General features: G+C 38.3%; 19 protein-coding genes and 2 riboswitches. Of the genes, 1 reads left to right on the forward strand and 18 read right to left on the reverse strand.

Annotated elements, in window-relative coordinates:
- Positions 1 to 8: 8 nt before the first annotated feature.
- The 16 genes from ACK3CR_RS23140 to ACK3CR_RS23215 all read right to left on the reverse strand — a co-directional run bounded on the left by ACK3CR_RS23140 (position 9) and on the right by ACK3CR_RS23215 (position 14,522).
- Positions 9 to 1,133 (reverse strand): cobalt-precorrin 5A hydrolase, encoded by a 1,125-nt coding sequence (locus ACK3CR_RS23140; protein WP_243517330.1) that lies wholly within the window; start codon positions 1,131 to 1,133, stop codon positions 9 to 11.
- On the reverse strand, positions 1,130 to 1,903 hold the full coding sequence (gene cobM / locus ACK3CR_RS23145) for a precorrin-4 C(11)-methyltransferase (RefSeq protein WP_488976146.1): 774 nt from the start codon (positions 1,901 to 1,903) through the stop codon (positions 1,130 to 1,132). Before cobM ends, ACK3CR_RS23140 begins: the two co-directional genes overlap by 4 nt.
- Positions 1,900 to 2,601 carry a precorrin-2 C(20)-methyltransferase gene (gene cobI, locus ACK3CR_RS23150; protein ID WP_243517326.1) on the reverse strand — a complete coding sequence of 234 codons (702 nt, stop codon included), beginning with the start codon at positions 2,599 to 2,601 and terminating at the stop codon, positions 1,900 to 1,902. Before cobI ends, cobM begins: the two co-directional genes overlap by 4 nt.
- Positions 2,601 to 3,812 (reverse strand): precorrin-6y C5,15-methyltransferase (decarboxylating) subunit CbiE, encoded by a 1,212-nt coding sequence (gene cbiE, locus ACK3CR_RS23155; protein WP_488976223.1) that lies wholly within the window; start codon positions 3,810 to 3,812, stop codon positions 2,601 to 2,603. The genes cobI and cbiE overlap by 1 nt, the downstream gene beginning before the upstream one ends.
- Complete coding sequence (locus ACK3CR_RS23160; protein ID WP_410914117.1) at positions 3,802 to 4,902, reverse strand: cobalt-precorrin-5B (C(1))-methyltransferase; 1,101 nt, start codon at positions 4,900 to 4,902, stop codon at positions 3,802 to 3,804. The genes cbiE and ACK3CR_RS23160 overlap by 11 nt, the downstream gene beginning before the upstream one ends.
- Positions 4,903 to 4,907: 5 nt before the next feature.
- Positions 4,908 to 5,555 (reverse strand): precorrin-8X methylmutase, encoded by a 648-nt coding sequence (locus ACK3CR_RS23165; RefSeq protein WP_040056890.1) that lies wholly within the window; start codon positions 5,553 to 5,555, stop codon positions 4,908 to 4,910.
- A gap of 13 nt (positions 5,556 to 5,568) precedes the next feature.
- Positions 5,569 to 6,345 carry a precorrin-6A reductase gene (cobK, locus tag ACK3CR_RS23170; RefSeq protein ID WP_243517320.1) on the reverse strand — a complete coding sequence of 259 codons (777 nt, stop codon included), beginning with the start codon at positions 6,343 to 6,345 and terminating at the stop codon, positions 5,569 to 5,571.
- A complete protein-coding gene (locus tag ACK3CR_RS23175; RefSeq protein WP_488976147.1) occupies positions 6,342 to 7,250 on the reverse strand; it encodes a sirohydrochlorin chelatase in 909 nt (302 codons plus the stop codon). Before ACK3CR_RS23175 ends, cobK begins: the two co-directional genes overlap by 4 nt.
- Before the next feature lie 21 nt (positions 7,251 to 7,271).
- Positions 7,272 to 8,909 carry a precorrin-3B C(17)-methyltransferase gene (cobJ, locus tag ACK3CR_RS23180; RefSeq protein WP_488976148.1) on the reverse strand — a complete coding sequence of 546 codons (1,638 nt, stop codon included), beginning with the start codon at positions 8,907 to 8,909 and terminating at the stop codon, positions 7,272 to 7,274.
- Between the two features lie 53 nt (positions 8,910 to 8,962).
- Complete coding sequence (locus tag ACK3CR_RS23185) at positions 8,963 to 9,337, reverse strand: (2Fe-2S) ferredoxin domain-containing protein (RefSeq protein ID WP_243517311.1); 375 nt, start codon at positions 9,335 to 9,337, stop codon at positions 8,963 to 8,965.
- A 142-nt stretch (positions 9,338 to 9,479) separates the two neighbouring features.
- Positions 9,480 to 9,666, reverse strand: a riboswitch (cobalamin riboswitch).
- A 262-nt stretch (positions 9,667 to 9,928) separates the two neighbouring features.
- Positions 9,929 to 10,345 carry a universal stress protein gene (locus tag ACK3CR_RS23190; RefSeq protein ID WP_243517309.1) on the reverse strand — a complete coding sequence of 139 codons (417 nt, stop codon included), beginning with the start codon at positions 10,343 to 10,345 and terminating at the stop codon, positions 9,929 to 9,931.
- Between the two features lie 113 nt (positions 10,346 to 10,458).
- The gene (gerE, locus tag ACK3CR_RS23195) at positions 10,459 to 10,683 is read right to left on the reverse strand and encodes a spore germination transcription factor GerE (protein ID WP_019391263.1); all 225 of its coding nucleotides are present in this window, start codon (positions 10,681 to 10,683) and stop codon (positions 10,459 to 10,461) included.
- A gap of 115 nt (positions 10,684 to 10,798) precedes the next feature.
- The gene (locus ACK3CR_RS23200; protein WP_243517307.1) at positions 10,799 to 11,266 is read right to left on the reverse strand and encodes an acyl-CoA thioesterase; all 468 of its coding nucleotides are present in this window, start codon (positions 11,264 to 11,266) and stop codon (positions 10,799 to 10,801) included.
- A gap of 53 nt (positions 11,267 to 11,319) precedes the next feature.
- Positions 11,320 to 12,087 carry a succinate dehydrogenase iron-sulfur subunit gene (gene sdhB / locus ACK3CR_RS23205; protein ID WP_061802165.1) on the reverse strand — a complete coding sequence of 256 codons (768 nt, stop codon included), beginning with the start codon at positions 12,085 to 12,087 and terminating at the stop codon, positions 11,320 to 11,322.
- A complete protein-coding gene (gene sdhA, locus ACK3CR_RS23210; RefSeq protein WP_488976150.1) occupies positions 12,084 to 13,883 on the reverse strand; it encodes a succinate dehydrogenase flavoprotein subunit in 1,800 nt (599 codons plus the stop codon). Before sdhA ends, sdhB begins: the two co-directional genes overlap by 4 nt.
- 30 nt (positions 13,884 to 13,913) lie before the next feature.
- Complete coding sequence (locus tag ACK3CR_RS23215; RefSeq protein ID WP_061802167.1) at positions 13,914 to 14,522, reverse strand: succinate dehydrogenase cytochrome b558 subunit; 609 nt, start codon at positions 14,520 to 14,522, stop codon at positions 13,914 to 13,916.
- A 292-nt stretch (positions 14,523 to 14,814) separates the two neighbouring features.
- Between ACK3CR_RS23215 and ACK3CR_RS23220 the strand changes: the two genes are divergently transcribed.
- The gene (locus ACK3CR_RS23220; RefSeq protein WP_328122482.1) at positions 14,815 to 15,303 is read left to right on the forward strand and encodes a YslB family protein; all 489 of its coding nucleotides are present in this window, start codon (positions 14,815 to 14,817) and stop codon (positions 15,301 to 15,303) included.
- 33 nt (positions 15,304 to 15,336) lie between these two features.
- Here the strand turns inward: ACK3CR_RS23220 and ACK3CR_RS23225 are convergent, their stop codons facing one another.
- Together ACK3CR_RS23225 and uvrC are read right to left on the reverse strand one after the other, a co-directional pair.
- Entirely contained in the window at positions 15,337 to 16,563 is a 1,227-nt protein-coding gene (locus ACK3CR_RS23225) for an aspartate kinase (RefSeq protein ID WP_243517299.1), read from the reverse strand.
- Positions 16,564 to 16,691: 128 nt separating this feature from the next.
- A riboswitch (Lysine riboswitch) is annotated at positions 16,692 to 16,868 on the reverse strand.
- A gap of 69 nt (positions 16,869 to 16,937) precedes the next feature.
- Positions 16,938 to 18,728, reverse strand: coding sequence for an excinuclease ABC subunit UvrC (gene uvrC / locus ACK3CR_RS23230; protein WP_488976151.1), 1,791 nt, complete (start codon positions 18,726 to 18,728; stop codon positions 16,938 to 16,940).
- Between the last annotated feature and the right edge of the window lie 52 nt (positions 18,729 to 18,780).

Consider the following 18,780-nt stretch of genomic DNA (forward strand, 5'->3'; position numbering starts at 1 on the left):
TCCCCCTCTTAGTTATATGGGATAACGGCAACAGATATCGTAACGTTCCCACTTTTTTTCTTTTCAAGATACAGCTCAGATGCTCCGCTTTTTAAAAGAGCTGCAGGCTCACTTACTCCATATGCACCTGTATATTTAAAAACTGTTTCAGAAGGATTCTTAATTTCCACTTCATTTAATTTTTCTGGTGTGTAATATGAAAACTCTAATCCATATTTTTTAGCTACTTGAAGTAATCCTTCTTCATCTTTTTTTAGATCAATTGTGCTAATAGCTTTGACACTTTTTACTGAAAATTGTAGTTCTTCAAGCGTTTCTAACATAACACTCTCAATTTCAGAAGCAGAAGTGCCTCTGTTGCACCCCATACCAAGCACAATATTTTTAGGTCTATAAAGAACCCCATTATTTAATACATGTTTTTCCTCTTCTTTTAATAAGCGATGTGTTACAACAAGCGCAGCTTGAAAACCGTCCTTTTCCGCTTCTTCAATTGAAGAGTAGGAGTTAATATTTTCAGGAATTGGTGTATCGTAATGCCACCATCCTTTTTCTCCGCTCTCTTGAATTACAGCTACTTTTTCTTCATTTACAACAGAGGCGCTAACAGGCGTTAACTTCTCAGCTGAATCCCACACCCAGCCAAAACGTTTCCCAAATAAGTCAACAGGAATTGTTTTTTGTACGTCAGATGCAGTTGTAATAACAGGGTGCGCTTTTAAAAGAGCTGCAATCTCTCTTGTTAATTCATTTGCTCCTCCGATATGACCTGAAAGAACGCTGATGACGTTTTCTCCTTTATCATCTACAACAACAACACCTGGGTCGGTTTTTTTATCTTTTAAAAGAGGCGCAATCATGCGAACAACCGCACCAAGTGAGATAATAATAATAATCCCTTTATATTGTTGAAAAAGAGCTGGAAGTAACAAGCGAACGCTTCCTGAGAAAAGCTGAATGCCCTTATCTTCTTCATCCCCTTTTTCAAACTTGCTCATATAGTACACGTCAGAATTTTGAAAAGAGGAGCCGAGCTTTCGAGCAAGCTCAACTCCGTGCTTTGTGATAGCAACAACAGCATAATCTCCTTGTTGTGTGACAGCTGGTACTTCACCTTCTTGCAATGCAATCATGATGGAAGCCCCTTTCTAAATCCATGTGTAAATGTCTTATCATAAAGCTTTGAACGATAATCTTTTTTATGAATATGTTCATCTAAAGCCCAGCCAGCTAGAATCATAGCTTGCTTACGAATTCCATTTTTCTTCATGTCTTCATCAAGATTAACAAGCGTTGTGCGTACGATCTTTTGGTCTGGCCATGTTGCTTTGTATACTACAGCAACAGGAGTATCTTCACTCCATCCAGCGCTAAGTAGCTCTTTAATCACTTTCTTTGTTAATGTCGCACTTAAAAATAACGCAATTGTACACTGATGCTTTGCTAAATCCTTTAGTTTCTCAAACTCTGGAACTGGGGTTCTTCCTTCTGCTCTTGTAAGGATAACCGTCTGAGTTAAATCTGGGATGGTAAGCTCAGCTCCAACAGATGCTGCTGAGGCAAATACAGAGCTAACTCCTGGAATGATTTCAACTTCAACGTCACGCTCTTTTAATAGTGCAACTTGTTCCATAATTGCTCCATAGACAGCAGGATCTCCTGTATGAACACGAACAACTTTCTTTCCTTCACTTAGTCGTTCTACCATAAGGTCAACCATTTCTTCTAGATGCATGCCAGCTGTTTTCAACACTTCTGCGTCTTCTTTTGCCTTATTTACAAGCTCTTCATTTACAAGCGAATCAGCATAAAGTACAACATCTGCTTCCTGAAGTAGTTTTAAACCTTTTACTGTAATTAAATCCGGATCTCCTGGTCCTGCTCCGATAATAAATAGCTTCATTTTCGCACCACCATTAATGTTAAGTATTCAAGCTCTACGCCTTCTAATTCTTCAATATTCCATACGATTTCTTCCTCTGACGTTACTTTCGTTACAACAGATGCTTTATGTAATAAATTTAGTTCTTTTAATAACGGAATCATAAAATCAATTACTTTTGCGACTTTAATAAATACGATACAGTCGTTTTCAAGAAGCACTTTTTTCATTTCTTCATAGTCTTCTCGAGCAGGAACAATTGCCACATGTTCATCACCATCTGCAAGCGGCAGACCAAGACGTGAAGCCGCACCATTAATAGAAGAGATACCTGGTACTGTTTCAATTTGGACTTCTGGGTGGCGTTCTTTCATCAGTTTCATCATATGAATAAATGTACTATATAAAAGAGGATCACCTTCTGTTACAAAAGCAACGTCTTTTCCTTGCTGAAGCTCAGCAAATACCGTTTCCGTTGTTTCGCTCCATTTCTTTTGAAGAATTTCTTTATCTTTTGTCATTGGAAATACAAGCCCAAGCATTTCTTTTTCACTTGGATTGAAATATGCTTCAACAATGCGATGTGCATAGCTTTTACTTCCTTTTCTTTTCTTCGGATAAGCAATAACATCTGTTTCTTTTAACTTTCTAAATGCTTTTACTGTAATAAGTTCTGGATCTCCTGGTCCTACGCCAAGACCGTATAATGTTCCTATCATTATTTTTCTCCTTCTTCACGACGAGCGCTAATAATATAGATGGGGTTTAGAGCATCAAAACGAGTTAAGTTTAAAATTGGCTTGCTTCTTGAAACTTGAGCAAGTGTAATGTCTACGGAGTAGCCATTTTCTTTAAAAGTGGATACAGCTTCTCCTAAATTTTCAATTGTTACAGCATTTAGCACAATCTGACCGCCTTCGTTCAGGCGTTCACAACACTGTTTTAAAATATTTTTCATTCCCCCTGCTGTTCCACCAATAAAAACAGCATCAGGATTTTCAAATGTCTCTAAGCCGTTCGGCGCCTTATCGTGGATAACTGTGAAATCTGTACGAAACTTTTTCATATTTTCCAAACAGTTTTGATAATCACCTTCGTTTTTTTCAATAGCGAATACTTTCCCGTCTTTAGCAATACGAGCAGCTTCAATTGCTACTGAGCCTGTACATGTTCCAATATCCCAAACAATGCTGTCTTTTTTTAGACCAAGAGCCCCTAGGCTTAGTGTACGAATCTCTTTTTTTGTAATTAAACCTTTTTCAGGTTTACGCTGAATAAACTCTTCGTCATGAATTCCAAATGACCAAGATGGTCCTTTTTTCGTTCTTTTTAAAATCACAACGTTTAAAGGTGCAAACGCGGTATCAGTTGCTTCTTCAAGTGTTAAAGTGCTACATCTTTCTTCTTCTCCACCAAGGTGTTCGCCAACAAACATTTCATATTCCGTCATATTAAAAGAGAGCAAATATTTTGCAATTTCAGAAGGAGAGTTTTTTTCATCTGTTAAAAGAGCTACAAGGTCTTCACTATCAATCTTTTGTGCAAGCCCTAGCATATCTCTCCCATGAACACTTAGAAGTTTTGCATCTTGCCATTTTTCTCCCATTCTTGAGAAAGCAAGCTGAACGGAACTTAAGTATGGATAAATGCTTACATTTATCTTTTTAGAAAGATAACCACCAATTCCATAGAAAAGGGGATCACCTGAAGCGAGCACAACAACTTCTCGTTCCTCGATTTGCAGCATATCAACTAAGTTTTTAAGTCCACCTTTTATCACAACTTTTTCACCGCTATAATCAGGGAAGAACTTAAGCTGTCTTTCCCCTCCAACTAATACATCACTTTGTTCAATAAATGTTTCATAAAGGGGGAGCAGACTTGCTCTCCCTTCATCTCCAATGCCAATAAGCTTTATATTACCTTTCATCATAAACCGCCTTTCCAAGAAACGCTCCTTTGAACGTATAAAGAGAAGTTTCAATCTTCATTCCGCCGCCCACTTCTCTTAAACCCGAACGACAGCAGTTTTCACATAAACTATCAAAGAAATAAGGCAAATTTCTTTCTACCATGAAATCACCAACTTGAGAAGCCGTGTTTGCATTACGGATACTTTCTAAGAGCTCTTCGTCTCCCCCAACGCGCTCTGCAATATCAGCTAAAAAGTTAAAATCAACAGGAGCACTTTTGGAATGTACCATCATTACACCTTGGGCAACCTTTGAGAACTTGCCCATCATTCCAACCATTGAAACATGCTTAATTCCTTGGCGTTTGCACTGTTTGAGGGTGAATCCAACAAAGTCTCCCATCTCTATAAATGCTTCTTCAGGAAGATCCGGATATTCTTTCATCCCATATTTCTCACTGCGTCCACCTGTTGTAATAACAAGATGATCACATCCACTTGTTTTCGCAACGCTAATGGCTTGGACAATACTTGCTTTGTAAGCAGCTGTTGAAAAAGGAACAACAATTCCTCTTGTTCCTAGAATAGAAATACCTCCAAGGATACCTAGACGGCCGTTAAGCGTTTTTTTGGCCATCTCTTCTCCATCAGGAACTGAAATTATAATTTTAATCCCTCTATTTGAACCATGCTCTTTTAAAACTTCTTCTGCTACGCTATAAAGCATTTTACGTGGAACAGGATTAATAGCTGCTTCACCAACTGGCACAGGCAGTCCTGGTTTTGTGACTCGTCCAACTCCAACTCCTCCGTCAAGTTCAATGCCTGGTGTGTCTTTCCATGTTACAGTTGATTGGATACGAGCGCCGTGCGTTGCATCTGGGTCATCTCCTGCATCTTTAATAATTTCAGCGAATCCCATATTTTCTTTGACTTCACATTGTTCCATTGAAAAGGTCACAATTCTCCCCATTGGAAGCTTAATTGTTGCCTCTTTTTGCACTTCACCTGTGATAAGAGAAAGAAGGGCCGCTTTTGTTGCAGCTGTTGCACAGGAACCTGTTGTATACCCTTCTCGAAGTGGTTTATCTTCTTTTTTAGCTTTCATCACAATTACACCTGATCTGCTAAAATTGAAATCGCGTTTAATGCAGCAACTGTAACTGTACTTCCGCCCTTTCGTCCAATGTTTGTAATGAACGGAATATCAAGCTTTGCCAGTTCCTCTTTGGACTCTGCTGCAGACACGAATCCTACAGGCATTCCGATAACAAGCCCTGGTTTTGCTTCTCCTTCTTTAATAAGACGAATAAGCTCAAGTAAAGCTGTCGGAGCATTTCCGATAGCGAATATGCCGCCTTCAGCATGTTGAATAGCTTTGCGCATTGAAATGATAGCACGCGTTGTATCTAATCGTTTTGCTTCTTCCATAACATCTTCATCAGAAATATAAACGTGTACATCACTTCCAAACTTTTGCAAGCGAGGCTTGTTTGTTCCCACTTGGACCATCTGCACATCTGCTACAACTTGTTTACCACTTCTGATTGCTGCAACGCCTGCTCTAACTGCATCTGGATGGAAAAGAACGCTTCTTCCAAGCTCAAAATCTGCTGAAGCGTGAATAATGCGTTGAACAATTGGGTATTGTTCTTCTGTGAAATGATGCTCCCCTAACTCCTCTGTAATCATTTCAAAACTTCTTCCTTCAATCATTTGAGGCTGTACTGTAATTGGTTTAAAATCTGTACGAAAGTCCATAATTAACGCTCCTTTAATGTTTTTGTAGTTGAACCGTTTTCTTTAACGCTTCTAGAATACTCGGAAAATCACTATATACTTCTTTGTACTCAATACGTGGTCTTCGAATCATAATAGTTTCGATTCCAAGCTCTCTTGCGGCACTAAGCTTTTCATCTACAGACCCTACTTTCCCACTCTCTTTTGTCACCATAAGTGTAACGCCATACTGCTTATATAATGCTTGATCAAATTCTTTTGTAAAAGGACCTTGAATGGCAACAATGTTCTTTTGAGGGAGACCAAGCTCTTCACACTTTTCCATATTATCTTTTCGAGGCAGCATGCGCGCAATCAAACGAATGTCTTCAATTGGAAGTAGCTTTTTTGTAAAGGTAGCAAGGGTCTTGCTGCCTGTTGTAAGCATTACAACGCCTTTTCTTTTTGCTGCTTCTTCAGCTGCCTCCTCATAATCATTAACAAGCGTTAGCTTGTCATATTGAAATGTTTGAGACTCACGTTCATAGCGAAAGTATGGAATTTGAGCCTCCTCAGCTGCTCTCATTGCGTTTTTAGATGCTTCTTCTGCAAAAGGATGGCTCCCATCGACAATAGCGCTCATCCCTTTTTCCTCTATTAGTTTTGTAATCTCGGCTGCATCTAATCTACCTACTTGAACAGATAAGTGCGCTCGCTCTAATTCGATCGCGGCATTTTCTGTTACAACCGTTGCCAAAAGAGGATAGCCTTCCTCACTGATCCGGATAGCAAGCTCTCTTGCATCACTTGTTCCAGCAATAAATAAAATCATTTTAGAACACCAGCTTTTTCGTCATCCTCATGGTGATGATGGTCATGGTCGTGATGGTGATGATGCCCGTGGTCATGATCATGATGGTGGTGGTGATCAATATGCTCCATTGCTTCAATTCTGTAAAGACAGGTATCACAATTCATTTTCACTTCACCTTCAAGTGCTTCCTCAACTCTATCTTTCAAAATCGTTTGAAGCTTTGGATGAAGGCCAAAATATTGAGCAAGCTTAAATTCAACTTCTGGATATTTTTCTTTAAATTCTTCAACAAGTTTTTCAAGACGTTTAATTAAAATCCCTGTAAAAAGGAAGTATGGAAGCACAACAATCTTCTTTGCTCCAAGCTTAATACAGCGTTCTACTCCTTGTTCAATCAAAGGATCTGTTACACCCATAAAGGATGTTTCAACAAGTTTATAGTTTGTTTTCTCCCAAAGAAGACGCGTAATTTTATAAAGCTCACTGTTCGCGTCAGCATCGCTTCCACCGCGCCCAAGTAAGATAATTGCTGTTTCTTCTCCAGGACTTTCTAAATTTTCCCCAGACTCTTTTAATCTTGTATTTAAAATTTCAAACGTTTCTTCATGAATACCAATTGGTCTGCCATATGTAAATTTCGTGTTGGGATACTTTTCTTTTGCTTCATCAATTGCTCCTGGAATGTGAATTTTAGAATGGCCAGCAGGAAGAAGCATAATTGGAATTAAAATAACATGATGCGCCCCTTTTTCTATACAGGTATCAATTCCATCTGCAATTGTTGGGCGTTCAAATTCTAAGAAGCTTGTTTCTACTAACAACGTCTCTGGCAAAAGAGTCCTCATTTTCTCTACAAATTGACGTACTTCTTCATTTCCTTCAAAGTCACGGCTTCCGTGTCCAATAAATAATACAGCTTCCATTTGTTTTCCCCCTCTATTTTCCTAGTCTCCACAAGGAGCTGGCTCAATTTTAATTTTGGGTGTTACATCTTGATAAATAAAACCACCGACTTCTTTTACACGTTTAAAGAATTTAAAGAACGACTCATTAGGATGCCCCTTTTCTCTATACTCATCAACAATTCCTTCAACAACATCAACAATCTTTTCAGGAGAAATTCCTTCTGCAACAGGCTGTCCAGAATGTGCTGATCGGCCTACTGTTTTCGCTCCAAGAAACAAATCAAACTTTCCTTTTCGATATACAATTCCGATATCATCTTGTACAGCTCTGTAGCAAGCCATACCACAGCCGTTGAACCCGATTTTTGTAACTTTTGGCATATTCGCTCCGCCAAGTCTTTCTTGAAGTTCTTCTGCATATGGAATGGAATCTTTTTTCTCTCCATCGCAGAAGTCACACGCCTTCATTGTTAAAACGTCTCCAACAGGAGCAAGGAGTAGACCTACTTCGCTAAGTCTCTTTGTTACTTTTTCTGGTTCAGCAGTCGGTACTTCAAGACGAATTTGATGATCTGGTGTATATTCAATTGACCCTTTTTCGCCTGCAACTTCAGCAATTGTGGTGAGCTGAACTGGTGTAAACTTTTTACTTACAAGCCCTGGGCTTACAGCAAGTTCGAAGATGGATTCCATCTTAGCCGTTACTTTTTCAAATGTTGTTTGCTCTTCTTTTCCTGTCACAAGACTAAGAGCTTTCTCCGCAATTTCTCTTGAAGAAATTTTCTCTACTTCTTTAACTTTCTCAACTTTTTCTGCTTCCTTCTCTTCTACTGCTGGTGCTGCTTCTTCTTGGGAAAGTGCCCATGGCTCTGCCTCTTTTTTCAAACGTTGATGAGGTTTTAGCGGCTGTTTTGTTTCATTTAGCGTATATTTACGTTGATAGCCACGTGGGGTAATCATCAAATCATCATAGAGAAATGTTGAAGAGTTTCCAATAATAACAGTTGTTAGCATTCCAATTTCATGTTCAAGCATCTCTTTTAAATTGGTAATTACAATATTCTGACGGTCTCGATATGCGCTTTTCACAAGGCCAACAGGAGTATCTGGTGATCTATATTGAAGCAGGATACGCTGGGCTTCCTCAATTTGACGGGTTCTTCTTCCGCTTTTCGGGTTATAAAGAGCAATAACAAAATCAGCAGATGCCGCAGCTTCAATCCTTTTTTCAATAAGTGTCCATGGTGTTAAATGGTCGCTTAGGCTTATTGTGCACGCATCATGCATAACAGGGGCTCCTAATAATGAAGCACAAGAGTTAATCGCAGAGATACCAGGAATAATTTCAATTTCCACTCCGTCTTTTCTTGACCAACCTTTTTCAACAAGCACTTCATACACAAGACCAGCCATTCCGTATACTCCCGCATCTCCACTCGAGATCACAGCTACTTTTTTCCCTTGCTCAGCTTGCTTCACTGCTTCTTGGGCTCTTGTCACTTCCTCAGTCATTCCAGTACTAATAACCTGTTGATTTGACAACAACCCTTGGATAAGTTCCACATATGTTTTATAGCCAATAATCATGTCACTTTCTTGAAGTGCCTCTTTCGCTCGCTCTGTAATATGTTCAAAATTTCCTGGCCCAAATCCGACGATAAGCAATTTACCACTCATATTTTTTCCTCCTACCACAAGTTTTTCGAATGATGTGATTCTTTCGAAAACAGTTATTTCACTTTCTCTTTTGAAATTCCTTTTGGTGATGAGGAATTTTCAGGAGCTTTAAATCCTTCCTCATATGTGTAGATGATAGAGTTTTCAAGCTTATTCCCATCTAAGAGATGCTCTCTTACCATCTCTCTTCCAAGCTCTGGTGTCATTTCTTTATACCAAACTCCTTCAGGGTATACAATTGCTACACATCCATCTTTACATCGCCCATTACATCGCGTTCTTGTTGTATGAATTTGAGCATCCGCCCCAAGCTTTTCAATTTCATCTCGAACAGCAACCGTTACTTCTTCTCCGCCCTTTTTCATACACGTTCCACCATTACAAATTAAGACATGGTGCTTTGTTTCATTTAAATTCCACGTTGTCATCCATACCAACTCCCTCGTTAAAATCGTTTTCTCAAAAAATGCATAAAAAAAACACCTCTACGAGAAAGAGATGTAAAATGCATACCTGTACACGAGTTTGCACAATGGATTAGCACTTCTTCCTATGTCCCGTAGGTTTCAAATGAAGCAAACAGCTAAGGCAGGTCTCCTGACTCAAGGTAATCGTTCTACTACGTCTTCCCAAAAAAATTCAGTGACACGTTGTAATAGAACTCCCTTTTACAGTGGCGGGCACCGTGCCAGATTTTCACTGGCTTCCCTTTTCAACATAGGCTTTAAAGCTATGTACCTTCCTGTTTACAATATGAAATTGTCTTTAAAATGAAAGAAGAACTCTCCCTAGCAAAACATACATAGTGGAACCACTATCTCATCCCAAACAAACTTAGCTGTGATGATGACTCCCCTTATGTGCAGTATGCTAGGATAGTTCTCTATCTGCTACTTTTTTGATTTATGTAAAAATTTTTTCTTGTATGAGTTTTCTAATTAACTACAATGATAGAGGAAGTTGGCTCATTTTTCAATAAAGAATTCAAATGAAGAGTAGGAGAAGCCTCATCCCTTCTTTTATTTCACAAGGAGAACGGAACAGGAGGCTTTCTCTATTATTCTAGAACTAACGCTACCAAGCACTACTTTTTGAAATCTATTAAATCCTCTACTTCCTACCACAATAAGTTCAATATTGTTCTCATTTGCATGACGAATAATTTCTTCAGCAGGATTTCCAACTCTAAAATGAACCTTATGAGTAATGTTATACTTTGCAGCCATAGTATCAATTTCACGAAGAAATTCTTGCCTGTCTTCTAGCTTGTTTAAATTAGAGCGTTTATACCAATATGTTTTAGTTTTATCATCCCCTTCTTTCACATGAAGAATTTGCAGTGGTGTACGATAACAAGAAGCAATAGAAAATGCTTTCTCAAGCGCTTCTTTTGCCTGTTTTGAGCCATCTACGGCTGCAAGAATTTTATTGTACATTTCTTTCTCCCCCTATATTTCTTTATTTTTCTACTTCCCTTTTTTGACTGTGATAATCTTTCATTTCGCTAGAAAACAAAACCGACTATCTTTTACTGATAGTCGGCCACATGTTATAACTCGAGTTCTCCCATGCGAAGAAGTTCAACGACAGCTTGAGAACGCCCTTTAACGCCAAGCTTTTGCATTGCGTTAGAAATATGATTGCGAACCGTCTTTTCACTAATAAACAGCTCACTTGCGATCTCTTTCGTTGTTTTGTCCTGTACTAGAAGTTCAAAAACCTCTCGTTCTCTCTTTGTAAGTAACGGTTTAGGTGGAAATTCTTTATCCTTCAATGTAACCCTCCTTGCCTGATCCAGAGTCGAACTATCGGATGGGTGTAAGTTAGTCACGATATACTATGTAAAAAAGGATAAAGCGGTTCCTAGAATTCGCAAGTTATGCTATATTTTATTCACTTTTTTTCGATTGATAAGGTTTTAATTTCTCAAGTTGCTCCTCTGTCCATGGAACAGATTTACCCGTGCTTTTGGAAACCTGTACAAGAGCACCTCGTCCTGTGAAGCAAATTTCCTCTTTTTCATTTATCCCAACATAGTGTAAATCAACAGATGAACGTCCAGTATGCTCAATTTTCGTTTTTACTCTAAGCACTTCTCCAAAGAAGACTTGTTGAACAAAATCACACTGTAAATCAGCAACAACTGGCATTGTTTCACTATCAGGCTTCTTCCATATTTCCATAAAACCAATATGTTGAAAAAAAGTTGTTCGGGCTTCTTCAAAATAGAGGAAAGGAACGGTATTATTCATGTGACCAAACATATCTGTCTCACAAAAACGAACTCGAATCTCTCTATTAAAGTTAAAATCGTGCTTCCAAGTCTCTATATTGTTAATATAACTCGGCTTCTTCATTCATCTTCCTCCTTTGATGAAAAGAAACCTCTCCAGTATGGAGAGGTTTCTTTTTATTCTGCATCGCTTCCAAAAAACTTTCGGAAAGAGCGAAGAGTAGTGTCTCTGTTTAAAGCAGCAATTGATGTTGTTAATGGAATACCTTTTGGACAAGACTTTACGCAGTTTTGTGAGTTACCGCAATTTGAAAGTCCTCCATCTTCCATTAAAGCATCAAGTCGTTCATGTTTATTCATTGCTCCAGTCGGATGTGCATTAAATAAGCGAACTTGTGATAATGGAGCAGGTCCAATGAAATTTGATTTACTGTTTACATTTGGACAAGCTTCTAAGCATACTCCACATGTCATACATTTTGAGAGTTCGTATGCCCATTGACGTTTCTTCTCTGGCATACGTGGTCCCGGCCCTAAATCGTAAGTTCCATCAATCGGTACCCATGCTTTTACCTTTTTCAACGAATCAAACATGCGACTACGGTCGACTTGTAGATCCCTCACAACAGGGAAAGTTTTCATTGGCTTGAGTCGAATCGGTTGTTCAAGCTTATCAACTAACGCTGTACAAGATTGACGAGGGCGTCCGTTAATAACCATTGAGCATGCTCCACAAACTTCCTCTAAACAGTTCATATCCCAGTTAATTGGTGTTGTATGCTCACCTTTTGAATTTACTGGATTTCGACGAATTTCCATTAGAGCTGAAATAACGTTCATATTTGGACGATACTCAATCTCAAATTCCTCGTCATATGGAGCTGTTTCCGGTGAATCTTGGCGTGTAATAATCAACTTAATGGTTTTTGTTTTTGTCTCAGTCATTTCCCACTAACCCCCTCTTTTTTTTTAGAGGATGCTGATCCACTATCTTTCTTCTGTGAATAATCACGCTTACGCGGCTTGATTAATGAAACATCTACATCTTCATAAGAAAAGTTAGGTGCTGACTCACGATCTACAAAAGTTGCCATCGTTGTTTTTAGGAATTCTTCATCATTACGTTCTGGGAAGTCTGGTTTATAATGTGCTCCGCGACTTTCATTACGGTTATAAGCACCAAGTGTAATAACACGAGCAAGTTGAAGCATATTTGCTAGCTGACGCGTAAATGCTGCTCCTTGGTTACTCCATTTTGCTGTATCATTAATATTAATATTCTGATAGCGTTCAAGAAGCTCTTGAATTTTATCATCTGTTTTCAACAATTTATCGTTATAACGTACAACTGTTACGTTATCAGTCATCCATTCTCCAAGTTCTTTATGAAGAACATAAGCATTTTCTTTTCCATCTAGTGAAAGAATGTTTTGCCATTTTTCTTCTTGCTCTTTTACATGTTTATCATAAAGTGAAGATTCTATAGAATCTGTCCATTTGTTAAGACCTTCAATGTATTTTACTGCGTTTGGTCCTGCAACCATACCACCATAAATAGCTGAAAGTAGAGAGTTTGCACCTAAGCGGTTTCCACCGTGCTGAGAATAATCACATTCACCAGCTGCAAAAAGACCAGGAATATTTGTCATTTGATCATAATCCACCCAAAGGCCACCCATTGAGTAGTGAACGGCAGGGAAGATCTTCATTGGTACTTTACGTGGATCATCACCCATGAATTTTTCATAAATCTCAATAATTCCACCAAGTTTAATATCTAGTTCTTTCGCATCCTTATGAGAAAGATCAAGATATACCATGTTCTCTCCATTAATACCCAGTTTTTGGTTAACACAAACATCAAAAATCTCACGAGTTGCGATATCACGCGGAACTAAGTTTCCATATGCCGGATATTTTTCCTCAAGGAAGTACCAAGGCTTTCCGTCTTTATATGTCCAAACACGGCCACCTTCACCACGCGCTGATTCACTCATAAGACGAAGTTTATCATCTCCTGGAATTGCGGTTGGATGAATTTGGATAAACTCACCGTTTGCATAGTGTACTCCTTGTTGATAAACAATTGAAGCTGCTGATCCTGTATTGATCATGGAGTTTGTTGATTTACCAAATACTATTCCAGGTCCACCTGTTGCCATAATTACCGCATCTGCTTTGTATGAACCAATCTCCATTGACTGCAAATTCTGAGCGGTAATCCCTCTACAGGTTCCTTCATCATCAATAACGGCCCCTAGGAATTCAAATCCTTCATATTTAGTTACAAGACCCGCTACTTCATAACGACGAACTTGCTCATCAAGTGCATATAAAAGTTGCTGTCCTGTTGTTGCGCCAGCAAAAGCTGTTCTATGATGCTGTGTACCTCCAAAGCGGCGGAAATCAAGCAATCCTTCTGGTGTACGGTTAAACATAACTCCCATACGGTCTAATAAATGAATAATTCCAGGTGCTGCTTCACACATTGCTTTAACGGGAGGCTGGTTTGCTAAAAAGTCTCCACCATAAACTGTATCGTCAAAGTGCTCCCATGGCGAATCTCCCTCACCTTTTGTATTTACGGCTCCGTTTATTCCACCTTGCGCACACACTGAATGAGAACGCTTCACTGGAACGATAGAAAACAAGTCTACTTTCTTACCAGATTCCGCAATTTTAATTGTTGCCATTAAACCAGCGAGTCCACCGCCGACAACAATAATTTTTCCGTTACTCATCGTAACTCACTCCTTTGAGATATGAATAAATTAAGTGAACGCTAGGATGGCGCGGACACCTACAATTGTAAGAGCAAAAAATACGCCAATCGTCACATATGTTGCAATTCTTTGAGAACGAGGAGTTACTGTTAAACCCCAGCTAACGCTAAATGACCATAAGCCGTTAGCAAAATGAAAAATAGTAGAAATAACACCAATAAGATAAAAAGCAAGTGAAACCGGGCTTGATAAGATGTTTGCCATCATATCATAGTTAACTTCGGCACCTCTCATAGCTTGAATACGTGTTTCCCATACGTGCCATGTAATAAAGATAAGTGTAATAACACCTGTAACACGTTGAAGAACAAACATCCAGTTTCTAAAGAATCCATATCTGTTCGCATTGTTCTTGGCTGTAAAGGCAATATATAATCCATAAACAGCATGAAAGATAATTGGTAAGAAAATCACAAAGATCTCCAATAAATAGCGAAACGGTAGTTTTTCCATGAAGTGTGCGGCAGTGTTAAATGCCTCTGGGCTTCTTGTTGCAAAGTGGTTAACAACAAGATGCTGGATAAGGAAAATCCCGATCGGTATTACACCCAGTAATGAGTGTAACCTACGATAATAAAATTCTTTTGTTGCTTCCAATATCTAAACCCCCCTTGTGAAATAGAAAACATGTGTAGTCCAATAGACCCGAGCTCCCCATCCTTTTTGTTGTAGTCTAATTTGTTGAAAAATGAAACCCCTTGCATTTTTCAACAAATTATAAATTGTGAAACAAATGTGACAAATTTATTGTACTCCCCCATAATGTAAGCGTCAAGAATTGTTGTAGGTGATTTTCACTTCTAAAACAGGGAAAAGCTACTTTTTTCTTACACAAACTATATAAATCGTAAAAAATCATTTATAATGGAAAAGAAAGTGAGGTATCGGTATGGAGCAACGAGAAAAACAAGAGTTAGATAGTTTAGAAGAAGTGGAAAAAGAAGAGGAAAGGCCATCTGCTGTTACACATGAAGAAACCATTCCTTTATTTGGTTATGAACTGCTACGAGATATTGTTTTACCAGATATTTTAGGAAAGGAAACAGATAATATTTCCTATTGGGCTGGTAAGAATATTGCACGTCTTTATCCACAACCGTCCCTAGCAGATCTTCAAACTTTTTTTATTCGTGCAGGATGGGGCACTCTTACTCTAAAAAAAGAACAAAGAAGCTCACTCGAATTTGAACTTAGCGGACCTAGCGTTGAACGCCGTTTACATAATAAAGAAACATGCTCTTTCCAACTTGAGGCTGGATTTCTAGCTGAACAAATTCAAGCTCAAAAAGGATATACAGCAGAAGCTGAGCAATGGAAAAAACATCGTAACAAGGTCGTCCTTTCCATCGTTTATGACAGAAGAGATATTTTAGTATAGAAAAGGAGAACTCGCTAAACGAGTCCTCCTTTTTTATTTACCTACACGTTCATTTGTTAACTCAAATGTTTCATGAAGAGCTTCGACAGCTTTTACCATATCTTTTTGCACAATGACTGTTGAAACTTTAATCTCAGACGTGCTAACCATTTTCACTTGAACTTTACTATCTTGAAGCACCTCAAACATTTTTGCAGCCACCCCAGGATTTGAAACCATTCCAGAACCAACAATAGAGACTTTTGAAAGTCCATTTTCATGCTCAACTTCTTCATATTGCAGATATCTTTTTTGAGCTTCTAAAACACTTAATGTACGTTGAAGTTCCTCTGTTTTTACGGAAAATGATACTGCTGACTTAGCAGACGTAACGCTTTGAACAATAATATCTACATTAATATGATGTTTAGCAAGGAGCGAGAAGATAGAAGGAAGGGTATAAATGTTATCCTCCATGCCAATAACCGTAACTCGGGAAATATTGTCCTCAAATGCAATTCCTCTTACTAATAAATTATCTTCCATCTCTGCTTCCTCCTTAATAATTGTTCCACGTTCTTTTTCTAAACTTGACCGAACTTCAAGCTTTACTTCATAATTTTTAGCAAACTCAACAGCTCTTGGATGAAGAACCCCTGCTCCTAGATTGGCAAGCTCTAACATTTCATCATAAGAAATCGAGTTAAGTTTTCTCGCACCTTTAACATAACGAGGATCTGTCGTATAGACTCCTGTTACATCTGTGTAAATATCACATTTTTCTGCTTCAAGAGCTGCAGCAAGTGCCACCGCAGTTGTATCAGAGCCACCTCTACCTAATGTTGTAATCTCATTGTTCTCTGTAATCCCTTGGAATCCCGCAACAACGACAATTTTATTTTCTTTGAGATATTGTTTGATTCGAGCGGTTTCAATATTGGTAATTCGAGCATTTCCATGTACCTCTTCTGTCTTCATTCCAGCTTGCCAACCTGTTAAAGAAACAGCATCATAACCTTTCGCCTGAAGAGCCATAGAAAGAAGAGAAATGGTAATCTGTTCTCCTGTTGTTAAAAGCATATCCATTTCCCGCTTACTTGGGTTTTCATTGAGCTCTTTTGATAATGAAACAAGCTCATCCGTTGTTTTTCCCATCGCAGATACAACAACAACGACATTATTACCTGCTGCTTTCTCCTCAATAACTCGATTTGCTACATTTTGAATTCTCTCGCTAGATCCTACGGAAGTTCCTCCAAATTTTTGAACAACTAAGCCCATTTTTCTAAAACCTCTCCTCAGTTCGTTTTTTCACACAAATGGTTTACTCGTAAGTAGGGCGAACGCAATAAAAAAAAGCAATGAGAGAATCTCTCATTGCTTTTTTAAAATATCTATATTTGCGCAATGTGTGAGATAGCCCTCCAAGATTGTGATCTTGACAGTCTTACATTTATTCAATGCAAAACCAGCAAAAGCTATGATGAGCTAACTTCCACTTCGGCAGATTTTCCTTTCTATAACAATCAACGGAACTCATTTTCCTCCTGCTATATACTCTTAAAATCCGCACCTCTATCTTCACCTCAGTAATATTGAAGTGATTATACAGTTTTTAAAATCTTTTTTTAGCTTATCAAATATTTAAAAAGTTTTCAATCACTTTTTTCGTTTTCTTCGCGAAGAACGCTATAAATCGCAGTTGCTGTATCTTTTGGTATCCCTGCTCCTTGGATTTCTTCTATGCTTGCTTCTTTTAATTTCTTTAAAGACCCAAAGTGAGTAAGTAGCATTTTTTTTCGCTTTGCGCCAACCCCTTTAATATCGTCAAGAACAGATTGAAAAGAAGATTTTGACCGAACTTGTCGATGAAAAGTAATCGCAAAGCGGTGCACTTCATCTTGAATGCGCTGCAGTAAATAAAACTCTTGGCTGTTCCTTTCAAGAGGCACTACTTCTAAAGGATTTCCGATCATAATGTTTGATGTTCGGTGCTTACTATCTTTTACAAGACCTGCAACAGGAACAAACAATCCAAGTTCATTTTCAAGTACGTCCTCTGCAGCCGCAATTTGTCCTTTCCCTCCATCAATCACAATTAGATCTGGAAGCGGAAGATTGTCTTTTAATACACGACTATATCTTCGTCGCACAACTTCACGCATGGAATCATAATCATTTGGACCTTCAACAGTTCGAATTTTATATTTTCGATATTCTTTCTTATATGGTTTTCCATCAACAAATACGACCATTGCTGATACAGGATCTGTTCCTTGAATGTTTGAGTTATCAAATGCTTCGATTCTATTTGGCGTAGCAATATTTAGTTTCTCACCAAGATTTTCAATTGCTTTAATTGTCCGTTCTTCATCACGTTCAATAAGCCAAAATTTTTCTTTCAAAGCAATCTTAGCGTTCTTATTGGCTAGGTTCAGTAAATCTTTCTTTTTTCCTTTTTGAGGACAGTGTGCTTTGATTTCTAAAAGACGCTCCACTATTTCACAATCAACATGCTCAGGAAGAAGCACTTCCTTTGGTTTTACATGGTTAGACTGCTGATAAAACTGTCCTAAAAAAGTGAGAAAATCTTCTTCAGGTTCACCGTAAAAAGGAAACATGGAAACATCACGTTCAATTAGTTTTCCTTGGCGAATAAAGAAAACTTGGACACACATCCATCCCTTATCATAGGAATAGCCGAAAACATCTCGATTAACAAAGTCGTTAAACATCATTTTTTGCTTTTCCATTGTTGCTTCAATATGGGAAATTTGATCTCGATATTCCTGTGCACGTTCAAACTCTAGATTTTCTGATGCGTTCATCATCTTTTCAGTCAGTTCTTCTTTAACATGCTTAAATCCGCCGTTCAAAAACTTTGCAATCTCGTCTACAAGCTCCTTATTTTGCTCCTTTGTCACTTCATAAACACAGGGAGCCAAACATTGGCCAATATGATGATAAAGACAAACTCGGTCTGGAATAGTAGAACATTTCCGGAGTGGATATAAGCGATCTAACAGCCTCTTTGTCTCATTTGCTGCTTGAACGTTTGGATAAGGTCCAAAATATTTGCCTCCATCTTTTTTTACTTTTCTTGTAATAAATAAACGTGGATGGCGCTCATTGCTAATTTTAATAAATGGATAGCCTTTATCATCTTTTAGCATAACATTATATTTTGGATCGTACTTCTTAATTAAGTTCATTTCTAAAATAAGCGCTTCAATGTTGGAAGACGTGACGATATATTCAAAATCAACAATAGCGTTCACAAGACGAAGCGTTTTCCCATCATGACTTCCGGTAAAGTATGAGCGTACTCTATTTTTTAATACTTTTGCTTTTCCGACATAAATAACAGTACCGTCCTTATCTTTCATCAAGTAACAGCCAGGCTGATCTGGAAGAATCGCTAGCTTTTCTTTTATGATTGCATTCATAACGTCCCCCCTTTTTCTTTTTGTCATAAGAAAAGCACCTGCAAAAAGCAGG

This window comes from Priestia sp. TRM10 (assembly GCF_057808375.1).